Annotated in this window: 19 protein-coding genes, 1 pseudogene and 1 riboswitch; of the genes and pseudogenes, 7 read left to right on the forward strand and 13 right to left on the reverse strand. The window is 60.9% G+C overall.

The genetic code is table 11. The features are described from left to right. Nucleotides 1-229 precede the first annotated feature (229 nt). The 3 genes from NKG60_RS21470 to NKG60_RS21480 all read right to left on the reverse strand — a co-directional run bounded on the left by NKG60_RS21470 (nt 230) and on the right by NKG60_RS21480 (nt 2,839). Nucleotides 230-1,165 carry a DUF2493 domain-containing protein gene (locus tag NKG60_RS21470; RefSeq protein WP_352661207.1) on the reverse strand — a complete coding sequence of 312 codons (936 nt, stop codon included), beginning with the start codon at nt 1,163-1,165 and terminating at the stop codon, nt 230-232. Nucleotides 1,166-1,475: 310 nt separating this feature from the next. After that, entirely contained in the window at nt 1,476-2,522 is a 1,047-nt protein-coding gene (locus NKG60_RS21475; RefSeq protein ID WP_352661359.1) for a DUF7146 domain-containing protein, read from the reverse strand. Beyond that, nucleotides 2,522-2,839 carry a hypothetical protein gene (locus tag NKG60_RS21480; RefSeq protein WP_352661210.1) on the reverse strand — a complete coding sequence of 106 codons (318 nt, stop codon included), beginning with the start codon at nt 2,837-2,839 and terminating at the stop codon, nt 2,522-2,524. The genes NKG60_RS21475 and NKG60_RS21480 overlap by 1 nt, the downstream gene beginning before the upstream one ends. Before the next feature lie 746 nt (nt 2,840-3,585). Here NKG60_RS21480 and NKG60_RS21485 point away from each other — a divergent pair. Next, nucleotides 3,586-3,927, forward strand: coding sequence for an excisionase (locus NKG60_RS21485; RefSeq protein ID WP_352661213.1), 342 nt, complete (start codon nt 3,586-3,588; stop codon nt 3,925-3,927). Beyond that, a complete protein-coding gene (locus NKG60_RS21490; RefSeq protein ID WP_352661216.1) occupies nt 3,860-5,047 on the forward strand; it encodes a site-specific integrase in 1,188 nt (395 codons plus the stop codon). Before NKG60_RS21485 ends, NKG60_RS21490 begins: the two co-directional genes overlap by 68 nt. A 310-nt stretch (nt 5,048-5,357) precedes the next feature. On the opposite strand, the gene NKG60_RS21495 is transcribed toward NKG60_RS21490, so the two are convergent. Next, nucleotides 5,358-5,504 (reverse strand): hypothetical protein, encoded by a 147-nt coding sequence (locus NKG60_RS21495; protein WP_352661218.1) that lies wholly within the window; start codon nt 5,502-5,504, stop codon nt 5,358-5,360. Between the two features lie 525 nt (nt 5,505-6,029). Between NKG60_RS21495 and NKG60_RS21500 the strand changes: the two genes are divergently transcribed. Next, nucleotides 6,030-6,377: a hypothetical protein gene (locus NKG60_RS21500; protein ID WP_352661221.1), complete on the forward strand. Its 348-nt coding sequence runs from the start codon at nt 6,030-6,032 to the stop codon at nt 6,375-6,377. Nucleotides 6,378-6,532: 155 nt separating this feature from the next. Here NKG60_RS21500 and NKG60_RS21505 read toward each other — a convergent pair. The 8 genes and pseudogenes from NKG60_RS21505 to NKG60_RS21540 all read right to left on the reverse strand — a co-directional run. After that, nucleotides 6,533-6,680: pseudogene (locus NKG60_RS21505) on the reverse strand (ribosome small subunit-dependent GTPase A); the annotation flags it as partial. Beyond that, nucleotides 6,676-7,437: a hydroxymethylpyrimidine/phosphomethylpyrimidine kinase gene (locus NKG60_RS21510; RefSeq protein WP_352661224.1), complete on the reverse strand. Its 762-nt coding sequence runs from the start codon at nt 7,435-7,437 to the stop codon at nt 6,676-6,678. The pseudogene NKG60_RS21505 and the gene NKG60_RS21510, both read right to left, overlap by 5 nt. Beyond that, a complete protein-coding gene (locus NKG60_RS21515; protein ID WP_352661227.1) occupies nt 7,428-8,033 on the reverse strand; it encodes a thiamine phosphate synthase in 606 nt (201 codons plus the stop codon). Before NKG60_RS21515 ends, NKG60_RS21510 begins: the two co-directional genes overlap by 10 nt. Then, nucleotides 8,030-8,803, reverse strand: a complete 774-nt coding sequence (locus NKG60_RS21520; RefSeq protein WP_352975477.1) for a thiazole synthase — start codon at nt 8,801-8,803, stop codon at nt 8,030-8,032. The genes NKG60_RS21515 and NKG60_RS21520 overlap by 4 nt, the downstream gene beginning before the upstream one ends. A gap of 1 nt (nt 8,804) precedes the next feature. Continuing rightward, nucleotides 8,805-9,002 carry a sulfur carrier protein ThiS gene (thiS, locus tag NKG60_RS21525; RefSeq protein ID WP_352493533.1) on the reverse strand — a complete coding sequence of 66 codons (198 nt, stop codon included), beginning with the start codon at nt 9,000-9,002 and terminating at the stop codon, nt 8,805-8,807. After that, nucleotides 8,971-9,972 (reverse strand): glycine oxidase ThiO, encoded by a 1,002-nt coding sequence (thiO, locus tag NKG60_RS21530; RefSeq protein ID WP_352661233.1) that lies wholly within the window; start codon nt 9,970-9,972, stop codon nt 8,971-8,973. The genes thiS and thiO overlap by 32 nt, the downstream gene beginning before the upstream one ends. Then, nucleotides 9,969-11,804 (reverse strand): phosphomethylpyrimidine synthase ThiC, encoded by a 1,836-nt coding sequence (gene thiC, locus NKG60_RS21535; RefSeq protein WP_352661236.1) that lies wholly within the window; start codon nt 11,802-11,804, stop codon nt 9,969-9,971. Before thiC ends, thiO begins: the two co-directional genes overlap by 4 nt. Before the next feature lie 103 nt (nt 11,805-11,907). After that, nucleotides 11,908-12,024: riboswitch (TPP riboswitch) on the reverse strand. 182 nt (nt 12,025-12,206) lie between these two features. Continuing rightward, nucleotides 12,207-13,751, reverse strand: a complete 1,545-nt coding sequence (locus NKG60_RS21540; RefSeq protein WP_352661239.1) for a Fic family protein — start codon at nt 13,749-13,751, stop codon at nt 12,207-12,209. Here NKG60_RS21540 and NKG60_RS21545 point away from each other — a divergent pair. The 4 genes from NKG60_RS21545 to NKG60_RS21560 all read left to right on the forward strand — a co-directional run bounded on the left by NKG60_RS21545 (nt 13,728) and on the right by NKG60_RS21560 (nt 16,747). Further along, complete coding sequence (locus NKG60_RS21545) at nt 13,728-14,054, forward strand: hypothetical protein (protein WP_352863130.1); 327 nt, start codon at nt 13,728-13,730, stop codon at nt 14,052-14,054. The genes NKG60_RS21540 and NKG60_RS21545 overlap by 24 nt on opposite strands. 320 nt (nt 14,055-14,374) lie before the next feature. Next, the gene (gene panB / locus NKG60_RS21550; RefSeq protein WP_352661242.1) at nt 14,375-15,211 is read left to right on the forward strand and encodes a 3-methyl-2-oxobutanoate hydroxymethyltransferase; all 837 of its coding nucleotides are present in this window, start codon (nt 14,375-14,377) and stop codon (nt 15,209-15,211) included. Beyond that, complete coding sequence (gene panC, locus NKG60_RS21555; protein WP_352661245.1) at nt 15,208-16,098, forward strand: pantoate--beta-alanine ligase; 891 nt, start codon at nt 15,208-15,210, stop codon at nt 16,096-16,098. Before panB ends, panC begins: the two co-directional genes overlap by 4 nt. A 193-nt stretch (nt 16,099-16,291) precedes the next feature. Continuing rightward, complete coding sequence (locus NKG60_RS21560; protein WP_352863270.1) at nt 16,292-16,747, forward strand: Ros/MucR family transcriptional regulator; 456 nt, start codon at nt 16,292-16,294, stop codon at nt 16,745-16,747. A 265-nt stretch (nt 16,748-17,012) separates the two neighbouring features. Here NKG60_RS21560 and NKG60_RS21565 read toward each other — a convergent pair whose 3' ends face one another. After that, on the reverse strand, nt 17,013-17,258 hold the full coding sequence (locus NKG60_RS21565; RefSeq protein WP_352975482.1) for a DUF6074 family protein: 246 nt from the start codon (nt 17,256-17,258) through the stop codon (nt 17,013-17,015). Nucleotides 17,259-18,106 lie beyond the last annotated feature (848 nt).

Consider the following 18,106-nt stretch of genomic DNA (forward strand, 5'->3'; position numbering starts at 1 on the left):
GGATGTCACCATCTCGCCTGTGATGCCGGCTGCGAAGCAGCTGAAACGTGGAAGGTAAGCGTGATAGCGTCGCGCACCTGCGCATGGACGTGGACTGAATACCCCAACAGACGGAGGCGCCGGAGCGGAAAATTCGGCATCCCGAACCGACGCAGTCGACCGAACTGGAGGAAGCCGCCCGGCCGACCGCCGCCGTGTCGTGCAACGGACTAAAGATAGGAGAGCGGCGCTATGCGCCGCTTCCCCTGGGGCGGAAGTCGAGAACTGGGATGCCGAGCTTCTTGGCCTTGTCGGCAAGATTGTCCTGTATTCCAGTCCCGGGAAAGACGATGACTCCGATCGGCAGCACGTCCAGCATTGCGTCATTGCGCCTGAACGGGGCGGCTTTTCCATGCTTTGTCCAATCGGGGGCAAAGCCGATTTGGGGTACCTTGCGGTGGTCGGCCCAGCAGGAGGCGACTTTTTCGCCACCCTTCGGCGATTTCCCGTGCATCAAGACCATGTCAGGATGCCTAGTGCGGACCTGGTCGAGCTTGGCCCAGATCAACTGGTGATCATTGAAGTCGAGACCGGCGGTGAAGGCGATTTTCGGGCCTGGTGGCAAAAGGACTTCCTGCGAGGCGCGTTTCTTGGCGCTGAGAAAATCGCGGCTGTCGATCACCGCAGAGGTAACGTTGCGGTGGTTGACCATTGATCCGCTGCGCGGTCGCCAGCTCGATCCGGTGTGGCGCTCATAGTGCTCGGCGGCCTGATCGCGCATCAGTTCGAAGGCGTTCTGCCGTTCGATAAGAGTCTGTCCTTCGGCCGTCAGGCGTTCCAGCTCGACCGACTTCACTTCGCTGCCGTCCTGCTCACGCTGGCTGCGGCGCTGCGCCTGCTCATTATGGTCAAGTTCACGCTCGATCCGATCTGCGGCGCGGTGAAAGACGTTGACGGTCGACCAAAGGAGATGGTCGAGGTCGGGCTCGAGGCGGGTATCTTGCAGGGTTGCGACGAACGCGTCGAAGATATCTGCAATCGCGTCGGCGACGCGGTGGCCCTCCGGAAGCGGTCGGGGATCCGGCTCATCCGCGAACGGCCGGTAGCCATAGAGCTGGAGTTCGGTGAGGGCGTGGTCGATCGGTGATGACGAATGCTGCGGTTCGTAGTCGTCATGCTCGCTCATTTGGATGCTCCGTCGGTTGGACCGCGACCCCCGCGGCCTTCATGGCGACGAAAGCCGGCGGGCGGGACGGCTCTGCACCCGCAGCGAAGCGGAGGGCCGGAGCGTCAGCGCAGGAGGGCGCGGGCCGGCTATTTTGCTTCGCGATGGAAAGCGCTCCCTTGGGAGCGCGCCGGAAAATAGTCGGCCGAAGACATTGCGGGGCCGGGTCGTTTGCCGGCCGATCGCCCTCTTGAAGGCCGGAGGCGCGGTTTCTCTCCGATCTCAGGAGCACTTAGCAATGCCACGATGGCGGGGAGCGACCGGTTCCGGGCTAGGCCGCCACTGGCATAAATCGGGCGATGTCCTGCGGGGCGAGTTGGACCCGGGCGCGGGCTCTAAGATCAGCGACGCCGAACCTACAGAGATCTTCGTTGAAATCGCCAAATGCCGGCGAGAGCACGATCGCCTCGATCCCGGCAGCATTTGCTCTTTCGATCAAGACATCACGCGCGCCGTCACCGGCTGGATCGGGGTCATGGACGACGTAGAGCCGTCTGAGGGTGACGGGGAACAGGATGGCAGCAAGATGCGCGGCCGAGAGGGCTGCGGCCATGGCCATGTCGGGCAAAATACACCGGAGCGACAGGACCGTCTCGATGCCCTCCCCGGCGGCCATGACTTCGCCGGGCGGACCAAAGCGGACCGCATGCCCGAGAAGGTCGCCCATAGCGCGCCTCGGGGTATCTACTGGTGCCTTGCCCCTGCCGGAAGGGTCAATCCAGGTGCGATGTGCGCCGGTCAAATGACCGCTGACATCGGTGACGGAAGCGATCATCGCCGGCCAGGTCTCAGTCCGCGAGTGTTGGTCGGGCCGGTAATAGCAGTGGGGGTGAAAACGCAGGCTTTCGGTCCCGTGCAAAGCAGTAATACTGCGGTTGCGCAGATACGTCTCTACGACCGTGCCTGCAATCGGCAGCGACACCGCAAACAGCCGGCGCGCTTTCTCCGACATCTCCGACGGCGCCGCCAGCAACTTCGACCGGATTGATGTCTGCTCTGGCTCGGGATGCGATAAGCCGAGAAACGCTATTGCCTCATGGGCAACGTCCCTGAAGTCGCTCAAGCCGCGGCTCTCGCGGATGATATCGAGAAGATCGCCATGCTCCCCGGTCGCCGCGTCAGTCCACTTGCCGGCTGCGCCCTTTCCGCTCTGCGAGCCGACGAGCCGCACGAACATCGAGCGGCCCGGCGTGTTTCGGACATCGCCAACAAACCAGTAGCGACCCTCGCGATGTCCGTTCGAAAGATAGTGTCGACAAACCGCTTCGGCCTGCCGAGCCAGGAGGTGGGCCAGTTCGGACGCGTCGTGTCGGGGCATCATGCATCCTCCCGCGTGTCGATGCCCTGCACGGGATAGCGCTCCAGCAGCTTGCCCAGAATTGCGGGTCCGAGCGCCTGCGGCTCAATGGGACTGGCCGACCCTGCGCGAATCTCGACGGTAAGGCGCTCGATGCAACCACTGGTGGTCTTGCGCACGATGAGGTGCGAGCGGGTCGTCACTTCAGCAACGAGGTCAGGTAGGTCCTCGAACCAGATGTCAGCCTTGACGCGGACCTGGGACATGAAGAGCACCACCTTCTTGAAGGCAATGTCTCGCGAGGACAGAAGGGTAATTTTCTCAGGGGTAGTCGCCATCGGAATGTACTCCGAGACGGGCAGTCGAGAGCCTCTCTCTCGACCTTCAAACCCGTCATGGAGATTCCGGAATTCCTCGTCCTCTTGTGCTTGGCAGCCAACCGAGGTTGTCGCGGGGTAGCAACTCAGCGACGGCGTTCCTGTTTACAAACGCGGCTGCAACATACAAACGTGCAGCAGTAGCGATTAAGGACCACAGCGCGGCGATGAACGACGAGCGCGGCTGGTCGCCCCATTGGAAGCATCTGCGTTCTCATCACGCCTTCGGCGCTGTGGCTTGCGACATCGAGGGTATGCGGCTGAGTTCGAGAGCGAACAGTGCGCTTTTGCGACGGGAAATCGATTTGGACTTGGTTGGTCATCACGGGCGGCCTGCCGCTAATCGTCGCCAGCAATGACCTTGCCAGCCAAGAAGCGAAGGAGATACTCCGCTGCCCTGCTCGCCTGAAGGCGGCGCGGGGCGCGGGCGTTGCGACGCAATAGGCCCTGCCGGCAGTATCGATACTGAACGATGGTCGGATCCCTTTAGGAGTGTGTCTGGAAGCAGAGGCCAGCCATAGACTTGTTGATCCGATTGACAGGTCGAAGGCGCCTTTTCGCCGCAGCACCTCCGGCGGGCGGTTTTCGCAGCCGGTTTTTTGGAGAAGTGTTCTCCGGCAGGACCATGTCCAGAACGGCGAGACAGGACGGAGTGCTCAACGAGGTCGGCGAACAGCTCGGACCTAAGAACTGCTGAGGACTTCTTATTGAAAATCCCCGACCAATTCGACGAGACCACGCCACTGCGCGTCGAAATCGCTGCGCGAATTGCCTTTCCCGACGGCTCGATGAGCGCAGCAGGCCTACGCAAGGAACGTGACGCCGGTCGACTTGAAACGGAGCTAATCGCCGGAAAGGAATATGTGAGCTTGATGGCAATCGCGAGGATGAGGGAACTATGCCGCGGACGTCGAAAGGGCCACGCCTGGTATGGCGTGACGAAAGCTGGAAAAAAGATGGAACGCGCCGAAACAAAGCTGGATGGTTTATCCGCGATGGAACCAGCTTCATCAGCGCTGGCGGCGGCGAAAAAGGCCGTCCAGAACTGAAGCTGAAAAGGCGCTCGCCGCCTACATCGGAAGCAAATACCACCGAGCGCGGGGAGCCGAGGACGTCTTAATTGCCGATGTGGTCAACCTCTACCTTCAAGAGGTTGCACCGAAGCACGCGACACCAGAAGAGACGGCGGCTCGGCTGGACAAGGTCCTTGATTTCTTCGGGGAAAAAACTCTCGCCGCCATCAATGGCAAACTCTGCCGCGAGTATATTGCGTCGCGCCCCACCGAAGCCGCGGCGCGCCGCCAACTCGAGGATCTTCGTGCCGCCATCAACTACTACCGCAAGGAGGGTTATACAACCGCCGCACCGGTCATCACCCTGCCAGACAAGGCCGCCGCCCGCGAACGCTGGTTGACCCGCAGTGAGGCGGCCGCACTGATTTGGGCCGCTTGGCGTATGAAGCAGACATGGAAGGGCCAAGAGAGTGGCCGGCGCACTGGGCGACATCTCGCGCGCTTCATCCTCGTCGCGCTTTATTCAGGATCGCGCTCGGCTGCAATCTGCGGTGCCGCCATGCGTCCAACCAAAGGGCGCGGTCATGTGGACCTAGACGGCGGTATCTTCTATCGCGCTGCCACCGGCGCCAGGAAGACCAAGAAGCGGCAACCCCCCGTACGCTTGCCGGAGCGGCTGCTAGCGCACCTGCGGCGCTGGGCGCGGACTGATCTCCACATCGAGACCAAATTGCGCGGCAAAAGTGCGAACATCGGTCGCAAGATATCGCAGGATTTTGTCGTGGAATGGAATGGAAAGCCGGTGCTGTCGATAGACAAGAGCTTCAAGACGGCGCGCGAAATCGCCGGCCTGGGGCCCGACGTCACTCCGCACGCGTTGCGCCACACCGCGGCGACTTGGTTGATGCAGGCCGGCACCGATATGTGGCAGGCTGCGGGCTTTCTTGGCATTACGGTGGATGTCCTGATCGAAACTTACGGTCATCATCATCCTAATTTCTTGGCAGACGCCGCCGACAAGATCACGAAGAAGCCGGTTTTCTCCAAGTCGCCGCAAACCGTTCCGAGTATAACTCAAATCACAAGACACCAACGCGGTGTGCACATCCCACAGGTTTCCCACAGAAACGGCGAAAGGAAACGCGACCAGTCGTGAGCGAACGTGGCGAAGGAGCCCAGGAACAATAACGACCTGCTGGTAAATCCACATCGTTCGGGACGATGGGATCGCACGTTCAAATCCTGCCATCCGCACGCACTAAAGGTCTACTCCGGCTCCCGGGGCTCGTGCTCCTAGCCGTGCCGTGGACCGGTTTGCCGGGTCCCGAAAGTGACATTCAGTGTCGGAGGATTAGAGGCAAAGGTCGTGATGCTTGGCTTGACGGTGGCATCCGGATCCCCGATGTTATCCGAGCGCGTTTGACCTGCCGTCCATCAGAGAGGGGCGTCACGGCGGGTGATTTCGCCTAGCTGCTGAGCACTGAACGGCGTGAGGTGCCCGCTTCGGTGAGACCATCACGCTTCGGTTCCTGCCGGGATGCGCGCACATCGCCGACGCGTGGGAATTCGCTGAACCGTTTATCCTCGCCAAAGCTCAAGCTGTCGTCGGTCAAGGCCTGTCGGTTTCATTTAGAGCGGTTCATTCAGCAGCTTGGTCGATCCGTCGTCCGGCGTGTACTCGTTTGTTCGAAGGTTCAGAATACAGTCGCGACTGGCCCACAATCTGATCTGGAGCCTCCAACAAGGTCAACTGCTGATCCTCCCGTTCGACCCACTGGAAGAATCATCGGGTGCGGGCGACTGGGCTCAAGGCGGCTACTTAGGCGACGAATGGAGGCGTTCACTCGCGACCGCTGCGGGTTCTTCGACGAGCGCTGTCGAATGCCATGCCTTTGCTAAACACACGTTGTGAAAACGCGTGATAAGGTCGGCTCGCTAGTTTGAACGATGGCCGGGGCACCAAAAAGATGGCACACGGAATGTGCAACTCAATCCTTGGCTGTGCGGCGCTTGCCTTGGCCGCGTGTCAATCGACTCCTCAAACGCCGCAACCCGTCACTCTCGAACCTGCGTTAGAATCGGAAGTTCCTCTCCAACCGCCCTTGGCTGATGCCGGGGTTCCTTCCGGCTCAGCAGTCATGCATCAATCCGTGGCGGTCACTCCGCCTGGCAAGGGCGTTCCAACAAAGTACGCTGCTTTTTCCGGTCTATGGGCTGGTCGATTGGCGGGGATATATGACGCCAAACTTGCTGTTCAAACGGTTTCTTCCAATGGGAAGGTGACGGTCACCTATGCGTGGGGAAATCTGGGCGACAACCATCCGGGAGAGGCCGCCGGCGCTGGAAGAATTGTAGGGAGCACGTTAAAGCTTGAGCGCCTACCGAATGGCGCGGACGTCAGTTTTGTCATGCGACCCGACGGAGCCCTGGCCGGAACCGTTATGCTTGCCGGCCAGGCCTACACGGGCGCGTTCATCAAGCAATGATGAAAGATGCGTATGAAGGGCTATACAGAGGGCCAGGCGCCTGTTCCAATATCGCCGTCTACTCGGTTCCGTCCGACTCCATTAAGGCGGCGAGACATCACCTTCCGGGAGGAGCGAAGAGCACGGCCAGCCGATTAGTGCCTAGGCCTTGTCGTTCAACGCATTTTGCCGCGATCCCTGGTGAAACTGGTTTGAACTGTCGTGTTGTTGCGATTTTCATCGGAGTTTGCGCCAGCGAGCAAGACGCTCAGGATCCAGCGTCCTAGCAGCCAAAGCTGCCTGTACCGTATAGTCAGGTTCATTCTGCTCCATTCTTCTGAAACGTGGCGAAGACAAGCCGCTTGCCGTCGCGCACACTGTCTTCGAGCGGCTCCGCCTTCGCCAGATGCGCCGCAATCGCGCTGGCCAGCATGCAACCTGTTCCGCGCATTGATGCGGCAAGGCGCGGCGTGTCGAAGCGGGTTGGTGGTTGATCGGAACGCAACAGAATATCGGTCGATTGAGGCCCCGACGCATGCCCACCCTTGATCAGCAGGGCTTGAGCGCCGGCGGCCAGCAGTCTTTTTCCTTGTTGGAGCGCTCCGTCCTCATCCGATGCCAGTTCGGAACCAATAAGGAGCGCCAGTTCAGGGAGGTTGGGCGTGACAATGCAGCAAAGCGGCATCAGATCGCGCTTCATGGCAGCGATGGCGCCTGCTTCCAGAAGTGCGCGGCCTGAGGTGGAGGCCAGCACAGGGTCGAGTACTGCGGGGACATGCGGGTATTTGCGCAGCACTGCGGCAACGGCAACAATGATCTTGGCAGTCGCCAGCATGCCGATCTTGATTGTGGCCACGTCGTTGGCCTGCAGCGCGGCGCACATCTGATTGGCCACCAGGCTGGGTGGAGAATTATGAATTTCCATCACGGCGTCGTGCGTTTGCACCGTTAGCGCAGTGACGGCCAGACAGGTGCGCACGCCAATGCATGCGATCGTTTCGATATCGCGTGCTATTCCAGCACCCCCGCTGGAATCCGATCCCCCAACGACAAGCACATGCGGTTCTCGTCTCATCGCCATCGGTCCGTCTTTTCGATCCATTCTCGCGTGCGCGCTTCGGGATCGGAGCTCAAAGTGATGTCGGTGACCACTGCGGCGCTGTCGGCGCCGGCCTCAAAGACGCCGTCGAGGCGGTCGGGGTTGAGGCCGCCGATGGCGACCAATGGGATCGGCGCCACTCGCCGGTTCCACTCGCTGATCCGCTCTAGCCCTTGTGGCGCCCACTTCATCTTCTTCAAGGCGGTGGGATAGATCGGACCGAGCGCGACATAGTCGGGCTCAGCAAACATGGCCGTTTCCAGCTCGACATGATCATGCGTACTCAGTCCGAGCTTCATGCCGGCTGCCCGTATCCGCGCAAGATCGGCGGTTTGCAGATCCTCCTGACCGAGATGCACGAAGTCGCAGCCTTCCTCGATGGCCAGTCGCCAGTAATCATTGATGATGAGCTGGCACCGGTATCGAGCGCACAAGGCCTGTGCTGTGCGGATCTCAGCGCGCAATCCGGCTTCGTCCATGGTCTTGATGCGAAGCTGCACCAGCTTGACGCCGAGCGGCACCAGCCGCTCGATCCAGGCTGCACTATCGACGATCAGATAGAAGGGATCGAGCTTCATGAAAAAACTGCCCTGCCGATCGTCGGCGTCGATGGCACGGCGACGTCGCGCGGTTCGAGCATTCCCGAACAGAAAGCCTCACGACCGGCCTCGACCGCCTTGCCGAAAGCACGCGCCATGCCGACCGGATCGGCCGCCTTGGCGACCGCCGTGTTCAGGAGCACGGCGTCAAAGCCGAGTTCCATGACGGTCGCCGCATGCGACGGTCGCCCGAGGCCTGCATCCACAATCAGCGGGACGCCAGGGAAATGTCCGCGCATCGAGCGCAGCGCCGTAATGTTGACCGGGCCGAGGGCCGAACCGATCGGTGCGCACCACGGCATCCAGACCTTGCAGCCCGCCGCAAGCAGCCGCTCGGCGACAACAAGGTCGTCGGTGGTATAGGGAAATACCGCAAAGCCGTCCTCGGACAGGATGCGGGCGGCTTCGACCAGGCCGAACACATCAGGCTGCAGCGTGTCGTGGTTGCCGATCACTTCGAGCTTGATCCAGCTCGTCCCGAACACTTCGCGCGCCATTTTCGCGGTTGTGACCGCTTCCTTGACGGAGTGGCAGCCTGCCGTGTTGGGAAGGACTCTCGTGCCAAGCGAGCGGATCAGCGACCAGAATTTTTCGCCGGCCCTGCCGCCCGCCATCTCGCGGCGCAAGGAGACGGTCACCACCGAGGTGCCCGATGCGCTAACCGCATCGGCAAGAATGGCCGGCGAAGGATATTGAGCCGTGCCGAGAAGCAGCCGCGAGCAAAGCGCCGTTCCAAGAAGATCGAACATGCTAGCCTCCCTGCATGGGTGAGAGGATTTCGATCCGGTCGCCGTCGCTCAACTGGAACTCCGCCCGGTTGGCTTTGTGCACCAGGTCGCTGTTGACGGCGGTCGCCAGCCAATCGCCCTCATAGTCGAGAACGGCAAGCAGCTCGGCCAGCGTGGTGGCGGCAACCTCATGCGCTTCGCCGTTGACCATCAATTTCATGGGCAAGCTCCTTGGTTCTGTCTTGACTGAAAACCAGGTCGGCAGCCTGGCGCGCCATGGCGGGGGCGAGGAGAAAGCCGTGACGATAGAGCCCGTTGATCGCTATGATCTCGCCGTTCGTTTCGACGCGCGGCAGGTTGTCGGGAAAGGCCGGACGGACGCCGACACCGGTTTCAACGATCTCGGCCTCGCCAAAGGCCGGATGGAGGGCATAGGCGGCACCCAGCAGCTCCATCATCGAACGAGCCGTCACCGGTCCCGTGGACCGGCTCTCAATCATCGTCGCGCCAATCATGAAACGGTGGTCGGTGCGTGGCACCGCATAAAGCGGAAAGCGCGGATGGAGCAGCCTGACCGGGCGCGACAGTGAGATATCAGGTGTGCGCAGGATCAGCATCTCGCCGCGAACGCCGCGCAGCCTGTCATTGGCTGCTGCCATTCCCGTGCAGTCGATCTGACGATCGAACCCGGAAGCACGCCGGACGTCAGCGCAGAAGTGGAATTCGACGCCCATCGCCGCCAGCCTGTCATGAAGTGCCGCCATCGCCTGACGCGGGTCGAGATGGGCTTCGTCGGGGAAGAGCAGTCCGCGGCGGAAGCGGCCGGCGAGGTCGGGCTCGAGCAACACGATTTCATCTTCATCGACACGCCGATGACCCGAGGTGCGGCTGGCGAACCGGTCGAGCTCGCCCGCATCACGCGGCGCGGCCACGGCCAGTGTTCCGGCCCGTGTCACGTGACCCGGCAGTACCGCATCCCACCAGTCGGCGGCATCGCGTCCGAGATCCAGCACTGGCTGCTCGGCGCTTTCACGCTCGCACCATGGCGCCAGCATGCCGCCGGCGAACCACGACGCATTGCCGCCAACGGTATGTGTTATCTCGGCAACGGTCACCGTCGCGCCACGTGTGGCGAGCTCGAAAGCTGCGGTGAGGCCGGCGACACCGGCCCCCTTGACCAGGACCCTCATGATCGCTCGCGCGCCTCTCGCAGGAGCGGCGCGCCGGTCTCGTCCGCGGGCACGTAGAGATCGCCGCCTTCGCGATATTTCGCCGCCATGGCCACCATCCCCTCCTTCTGCGCCTCGGCGCGAATGTCGTGGGAGATGCGCATGGAGCAGAATTTCGGGCCGCACATCGAGCAGAAATGTGCCACCTTGTGCGCTTCCTTGGGCAAGGTCTGGTCGTGGAAGGATCTTGCGGTTTCGGGATCGAGCGACAGGTTGAACTGGTCCTCCCAGCGGAACTCGAAGCGCGCGCGGGAAAGGGCGTCATCCCTGACTTTCGCCGCCGGATGCCCCTTAGCCAGGTCGGCGGCATGGGCCGCAATCTTGTAGGTGATCACGCCGGTCTTGACGTCATTGCGGTCGGGAAGACCGAGATGCTCCTTCGGTGTGACGTAACAGAGCATGGCCGTGCCGAACCAGCCGATCATGGCGGCGCCAATGCCTGAGGTGATGTGGTCGTAACCCGGCGCTATGTCCGTCGTCAGCGGCCCCAGCGTGTAGAAAGGCGCCTCGTCGCAGACAGCGAGCTGCTTGTCCATGTTCTGCCTGATCTTGTGCATGGGCACGTGGCCGGGCCCCTCGATCATCACCTGGCAATCCTTCGCCCAGGCGATCTTCGTCAGCTCGCCGAGCGTTTCCAGTTCGGCGAATTGCGCCGCGTCGTTGGCGTCGGCAATCGAGCCCGGACGGAGCCCGTCGCCGAGCGAAAAGGACACGTCATAGGCCCGGCAGATGTCGCAGATCTCCGCGAAACGCTCGTAAAGGAAGCTTTCCCGGTGATGGTGCAGGCACCATTTGGCCATGATCGAGCCGCCGCGCGAGACAATGCCCGTGACCCGGGCGACGGTCAGCGGGATGTAATGCAGCCGCACACCGGCATGGATGGTGAAGTAGTCGACGCCCTGTTCGGCCTGCTCGATCAGCGTGTCTCGATAGACCTCCCAGCTCAAATCCTCGGCGATGCCGCCCACCTTCTCCAGCGCCTGGTAGAGCGGCACCGTGCCGATTGGCACCGGCGCATTGCGCAGGATCCATTCGCGGATGTTGTGGATGTTGCGGCCGGTCGACAGGTCCATCACCGTGTCGGCGCCCCAGCGGATCGCCCACACCATTTTTTCCACTTCCTCTGCCATCGAGGAGGTGACCGCCGAGTTTCCGATATTGGCGTTGATCTTCACCAGGAAATTGCGGCCGATGATCATCGGCTCGCTCTCGGGATGATTGATGTTGGCGGGAATGATCGCGCGTCCGCGCGCAACCTCGTCGCGCACGAACTCCGGCGTGACGAAGCCGGGGATAGCGGCACCGAAGGCCTCGCCGTCGCGCTCAAGCTTGCCGCGCAGCATCTCGCGGCCAAGGTTCTCGCGGATGGCGACGAACTCCATCTCGGGCGTGACGATGCCGGCACGCGCATAGGCAAGCTGGGTCACCGCCTTGCCTGCCTTGGCCCTGAGCGGCCGGTTGCGAATGGGAAATTCCGGCGTCAGGCGCTCACCGGTCACAAATCCGTTGTCCTCCGGCCGCACGTGGCGGCCGTCATAGGCCTCGACATCGCCGCGCGTCATGATCCATTCGTCGCGAAGCCGGGCAAGACCGTTTTCGATGCTGGTTTCGACAGTCGGGTCGGTATAGGGGCCGGACGGATCGTAGACGGTGACGGGCGGCTCGCCGGCCGTCGGATGCACGGAGATTTCGCGCATCGGCACCCTGATCTGCGGGTGGATGGCACCGGGCTTGTGGATTTTCCGCGAGGCGGGCAGCGGTCCCGTCGAGACGGCGGGAGTGAGGGCATTCATCTTGAGGCTCCTTTGCTCATGCATTGGAGACCCAGTTCTGTGCCGGAAGGATGAAAAGACGCTTCTGTCGACCTGCCGAAACAGGACCTCGGGCGTAAACTCCCGCAAAGCGCTTGCACCGTCCCTACGCCAGTATGAACTGGATCAGGTTCAACGGGTCACTGCGCCGCGAAAGCAAGCAGTATCTCAGCCCCTTGCCGGGACTCCCCTGGTGAATGCGCCAGGTTGGACGGGACGTCTCCGGTTTGTCAAGCGCGTTCTGGCCGCGGCTGATCGGCGGCTGGTCAGACCGTGCGGAAAAAATCGCGCATGTCTCGGCGACAAGTCAAGCGTGGGAGATGAAGGCAGGGACAAGGGAATCGCAAACCGTTGGACTAAAAATCGATCCTCATGATCACGCCTTCAATGGGCACCAAAGGTTTGCGCGTAGATCGCCTCGATTCTTCCTGCCTCGTCACTGGTCAGCGCGGCGAATTCCTTTTCGCGCGCGCGGTTCGATAGATGTCCATCATTCTGGTGAAGAAAACGGAAGAGCAAATCGGTCAGCCGCTCGGGCATGTCGATAAAGGCATCCACCTGCTGCCGGAATTGATCGTAGCGCTGCAGAAATGCGGTTTCCTCGGGAAGGTCCCGTTCGATCGTCCGCTGAACGCAGTCATAGAGGAATTCGGCGTGCGGGGTCGCATCGAAGAACCGGTAGAAATCACCGGTGTCATTCAGCACCCGGACGTTGAATTGCGGCGTCGGTTCCCATTCCACCAACGGCAGAAGGCGCTGCGAATAGCTCTCGAGCACGCCCCTGTACTCGTTGATCTGGTCCAGGATCGCGGCCGAGACGGGAAAGACCACTCCCGGCGGATTGAAGCCGCGCGTGGCAAGGACGTGGTGGATTAGGTAGCGGTGAATGCGGCCGTTTCCGTCCTCGAACGGGTGGATGTAGACAAAGCCGAAGGCGAGGATTGCGGCGGCTATGATTGCATCAAGGCTTTGCGCGGGGCCCTGATCGAAGGCCGCCATTCCATCGATTAGCCGCGGCAGGTCCTCGGGCCGAGCGCTGATGTGATCGGGCAGGGGCGTGCCGTTGTCTCGGTCATGCTCACCGACGAAACCTCCTTCTTTTCGGAAGCCAAGTCTTACGAAACGGGCGTCGCCAAGTACAATTTTTTGCAGACGTAGCAGCTCATCGCGATCGATCGGCCAGCGGCCGGCTTCGCCGATGGCGCGGCCCCAGCGCTGGATGCGATCTTGCGGCGGGCGCTCGCCCTCGATCGCATAGCTTGATCGCGAGTCTTTGAACAAAAGAAAGGCGGCGGTCCGAGCAAGGAGGTCGCGCGGCACCTCCGCCACGATTGCCTCCGCGCGCCGCGGCAGTTCAAGGCCGATGAATTTTTCGAGGGTCTTGGTTCGGAACACCAGCGGGCAGAACTCAGGCGTGCCGGGGAGATTGTCCCTTATGCGGTAGCGCGAAGCGGTCTTCTCGAATCCGGGCCACTGCAGCTCGGGATCGACAACCGGAACGTATCGTCCGGCCGCCGCGTCCGGCAGATCGAGACGTGTGCCCGTCAGCCATTCATATAGAAACCAGATGCGGCGGGCATAACTGCCTGTGGGGCTTTCACGGACGAGCGCCTCGATCGGTGCGGAACCGGTCACCTGGAACAGCCGTTTGAGGACGGCAAGGTCGAGCCCCTCGTACTTGAGCGCGAAGGTCAGGTGGCCTTCGAGTGTTGGATGTGGGGCATGGCGGGGCGTCATGATCCGCCAGCCATCCCGTGCGGTAATGCGATGATGCTCGCCAGTGGCCGACAGGGTCCGGGGCAAGGGCACGGCGAGCTCGTAGGCTCCGATCAGGGCGCTGTACCCGGCCGGGGTCACCATCTCCGGAAGGCGGATTTCCTGAAAAACGATAACAGGACCTGAAAATTGGTGCTTCTGCGCCACAGGCATGAAAAGGGGAACCTTTCATCGAAGTTTGGTGCGAAATCAGCCAAATACTATGAAAAACAATTCTATCTCATGAAAATTGATGCTGCAAGCCGACTTTTCCGAAAACCGATCCTGAAGGCGGCGGTGATCCGTCTGCATGGCTCGGCCGGAAAGCGATCGTCGCGCGCCGGCCAGCGCAATGATGTTCCCATCGGAAATAAGCGTACACCGCCAAACCGCAATCAGTTCCGCGGCGCTAGCATGCGGTCGCCGGCATCTATGCGTTGCCTTACAGCTGTGGCCTCGTGTTCAGTCATTGCCTAGTTTTTCGCCACAATGCATTTCGGTACGCCTTGGGACCTGAGATCGATTCTGAACGTGAATCACGCTGTTGCGGTAGTCAAACCGTTCGAGCTGAAGCACATCCCTTGAGACCACCACCACGCTGATTGCTCAAAACCATCACAACAAGGGTACTGCGAAACTCGGCCGAAGCAGCAGAAAATTGGGGGCCTTTAGCCCTTGCTTTGAAGCGCTTCGCAATGCACCAACTTTTCCGATGCAGTTTGATTTTGGCCTTCGCACCTGCACAAAACTATGCAAAACCGTTGACCGCTTAAGCCTGACGCAGGGAAAACGTGCCGATGAGTGTGGCGGTAGAAACGAAGGCGTTGACGACGCCGGACATCGCGGCCAGCAAGGGCAAGGATCCGGTCGTCTGCTTGACCGCCTACACCACACCCATTGCGCAGCTCGTCGACAGATATTGCGACGTCGTGCTGGTCGGCGACAGTGTCGGAATGGTGCTTCACGGTCTGCCCTCGACCCTCGGCGTCACGCTCGACATGATGATCATGCATGGCAAGGCCGTGCGACGCGGTCTTGAGCGCGCGTTGATGGTCGTTGACATGCCATTCGGCTCCTATGAAGAAGGCCCCGAACATGCCTTTCGCAACGGCGCGCGGCTCATGGCGGAAACCGGATGCGCCGCCCTCAAGCTGGAGGGCGGCGAGAGCATGGCCGAGACGATCCGCTTTCTCACTGCTCGCGGAATTCCCATCATGGCCCACGTCGGGCTGACGCCGCAATCGGTCAATGTGTTCGGCGGCTATAAAGTCCAGGGCAGGGGCGTAGACGGCGACAGGATTTTTCGCGACGCCATTGCTGTTGCCGAGGCCGGGGCGTTCAGCATAGTGCTGGAAAAGGTCACGGAGCCGCTCGCACGGAGAATAACCGAGAGAGCCACAATTCCCACGATCGGGATCGGTGCCTCGGACGCCTGCGATGGGCAGATCCTTGTGATCGACGACATCCTGGGCATGTACACTGGTTTTCGGCCGAAATTCGTCAAGCGCTATGCCGAACTGGGCTCAGAGGTCGAAGCTGCCATCGCCGCCTACGCGGCTGATGTGCGGGAAGGGCGCTTTCCAGCGGCCGAACATCTTTTCGCCGACGAGCCGAAGGCCGGAGATGTTGCATGAGCGTGCCGATTGTCCGCACCATTGCCGAACTTCGTGCCGTCGTGGCGGGATGGCGCCGTTCAGGTGCCAGTATCGCCGTGGTGCCCACGATGGGAGCCTTGCATGAAGGACATTTGAGTCTCGTGCGTTCTGCGCTTCAGAAGGCCGATCGTGTGATCGTGACGCTGTTCGTCAATCCCAAGCAGTTCAACAGTGCCGCGGATCTTGCCGCTTATCCCCGCACCGAAAAGGAAGACGCTGCAAAGCTCACTCCGTTGGGCGCACACCTGCTCTATGTTCCGCATGCGACTGAGATGTATCCTGACGGCTTCACCACGACCGTGTCGGTGTCCGGCGTCCGCGAAGGCCTATGCGGTGCGTTCCGGCCTGGTCATTTCGATGGGGTGGCGACCGTCGTTGCAAAGCTCTTTTTGCAGACTGGCGCTGATTTCGCCTTTTTCGGAGAGAAGGACTTCCAGCAGCTTCTACTCATCACTCGCATGGTCCGGGACCTGGATATGCCAATTACCATCGTCCCCTGTCCGACAGTCCGGGAACCCGATGGTCTCGCTTTGTCATCGCGCAATGTTCGGCTCTCGCCAGCGGAGCGGGCCATTGCCCCAAGGCTCGCATCGGTCCTGCTCGATACTGCGGAGGGGCTCTCGAACGGCTCTCCCGTCCTCCCAGCGCTTGCCCAAGCGCGTGCAGCGATTCTGTCCGCAGGTTATCGCGAGGTCGAGTACCTGGAACTCCGTGGCGAAGCAGATCTGCAACCGATAGCAACAAGCATCGATCGGCCGGTCCGCCTGCTCGCAGCCGCCTGGCTCGGCCAAACACGGCTCATTGACAACGTCAGAACACTGCCGCCTTGCCAACTCACAAATGAGTCGCTGCGGACTTCCGGCTAGCGTGAAAATGCAGCTCGTGCCGCGTGAGCGTAATTGGACGCGGTTTATCTCCATGAAAACCCTGTCAACCTGCTCTGGCCGGGCAGAGACAGCCTTGCGTAAATGCGCCCCCAGAACGAAGAGTGGTCATTAGCATTTGGGTTGGTGAAGGTTCCCGAATAGGAACGGGTGACGAATCAGGGGCCTGAGCTTGATGGACGAAGCAACTGAGCAGACGAGCGCTGGTCTTTTAGGGCTGACAGCGGGCATCGTAGCGGCCTATGTCCAGAACAACGCAATGCCCGTAGCGGATTTGCCGGCGCTGATTGCTGGCGTCAATTCTGCGTTGTCGGCTCTAGTTCAGCCCGTCGCGGCACCGCCGCCAGTATTTACTCCGGCCACAAATCCGAAGAAGTCGATATTTCCAGACTATATCATAAGTCTCGAGAATGGGCGGAAATTCAAGTCTATGAAGCGTCACCTGGGTTTGCTGGGTATGACACCTGACGAGTACAGAGCCAAGTGGAGATTGGCCTGGGACTACCCCATGGTGGCCCCTAACTATGCTGCCAAGCGGTCTGCTCTGGCCAAGGCGAGCGGTCTTGGCCGCAGAGGCACTGCAAAAACACCGCCTAGGAAAGGCCCCGCAAAGCGGAAAGCCAAGGTGTAGCGCGCGCCTATCAGAGTTGGCAGACGCCAAAACTTGACCTCTCGCTGACAGATGGATGCGATTTTGCCCAGCCATCTTTGCGGCATCGAGGGCGGCGTCGAGGCGCCCAGCCCGTCGGTGACCAGCTCGTCCACTTGCGCGGTCGCCACACCTGTCGCTAGACCAATGAGAGTTGAGCAACCTTGCGTTGGACGGAAGCAGTGCTGGTAACAGATGCCAAGCTTAGTAGAGTCCGCGAGTGGCAATCATTCGTCGTGAGTCGATGCTAATGTGCGCGTTTCGCAGCACTCCGGCTCGCTATATCACCTAAGACGGCATGAAGAAGCGATCCAACCTCCAGTTCGGCGAGCCTGGGCGCAACTCCTGATTCGGACAACTGAAGGAGAATTGTCTTGGCGGTGCTGCGCCAGAACGCATTCGCATCCTCCCCGTTCTTGGATTCCAGCACGCGGGCAATTTCCTCGACCAACTTCCGCCGCCGATACAGCGGAAACGCCCTTATGTTTGACACCGATCACCTACCCATTCAGTCTCGCGATTAAGCATTGGAGGATGAGAAAATCCGGTTAACGGCACATCCCTTTTTGGCTGGTGGGCATGTAGCAAGAGTTCTTGCGTCGGCGAACGGTCCCGCGACTAGTCACCAAACAATTGCGATGTCTCGAAGGCGGGGCAGATCGGCGTTTCTGGCTCCGATCTCAACCAGGATTCCGCACGCAATCTTTTGCCATCACAAACGCAATGTCGTCCACGGTCCCCATCTGACCCGGCCGGTGGTACGTCTCTGGCCTGCTATCCCGCCTCGATCAAGACCGTGCTTTCCCGCGACCAACGCAGCACGACATCCTGACCTTCCGCCAGCCTGCCAGCGCCGGTGTTCTGCCGACGCCGCCGTCTTTGTCGAGCATTTCGTTCGCCCGCTGGAGAGACAGCTCCGCTCGTTTCACCCGCTGCCTGGCCTTAGCCAGCTCGATGTTCAAAATTTCGACCATCACTCCAGATCCGAGAGTCCCCTTCGATTGTTAACCGGCCCCGGTCGCATTGGTTCCGGTTGGAATCTGCACAGGGCTTGGACGCGAGGACTCGTAAGCCTTGGATTGCCGACCACCCGCGGCCAAGGCTGAAAATCTTGAAGCGATTGCATGCGGCGGCGTCTCGCTGGCCAGTCGCAGCTCATTAACGGCGTCTCATCGGAAATGGCCAAGGTGATCGCCCGAGTACGAGTCTGGAGCCAAATTGCCGCCGGAGTCTGCGACTAAGCCAGCTTGCCGACGCTAGAGCACGTCCTGTTTAATCCGGTTCATATCCTGCGGCTTTGAAGTAGTTGGCACATTCGGCTGGGGTGAAGAGGTCGACGAC

Origin of the sequence: Mesorhizobium sp. M1428 (genome assembly GCF_040317515.1) — a bacterium.
Lineage (GTDB): Bacteria > Pseudomonadota > Alphaproteobacteria > Rhizobiales > Rhizobiaceae > Mesorhizobium.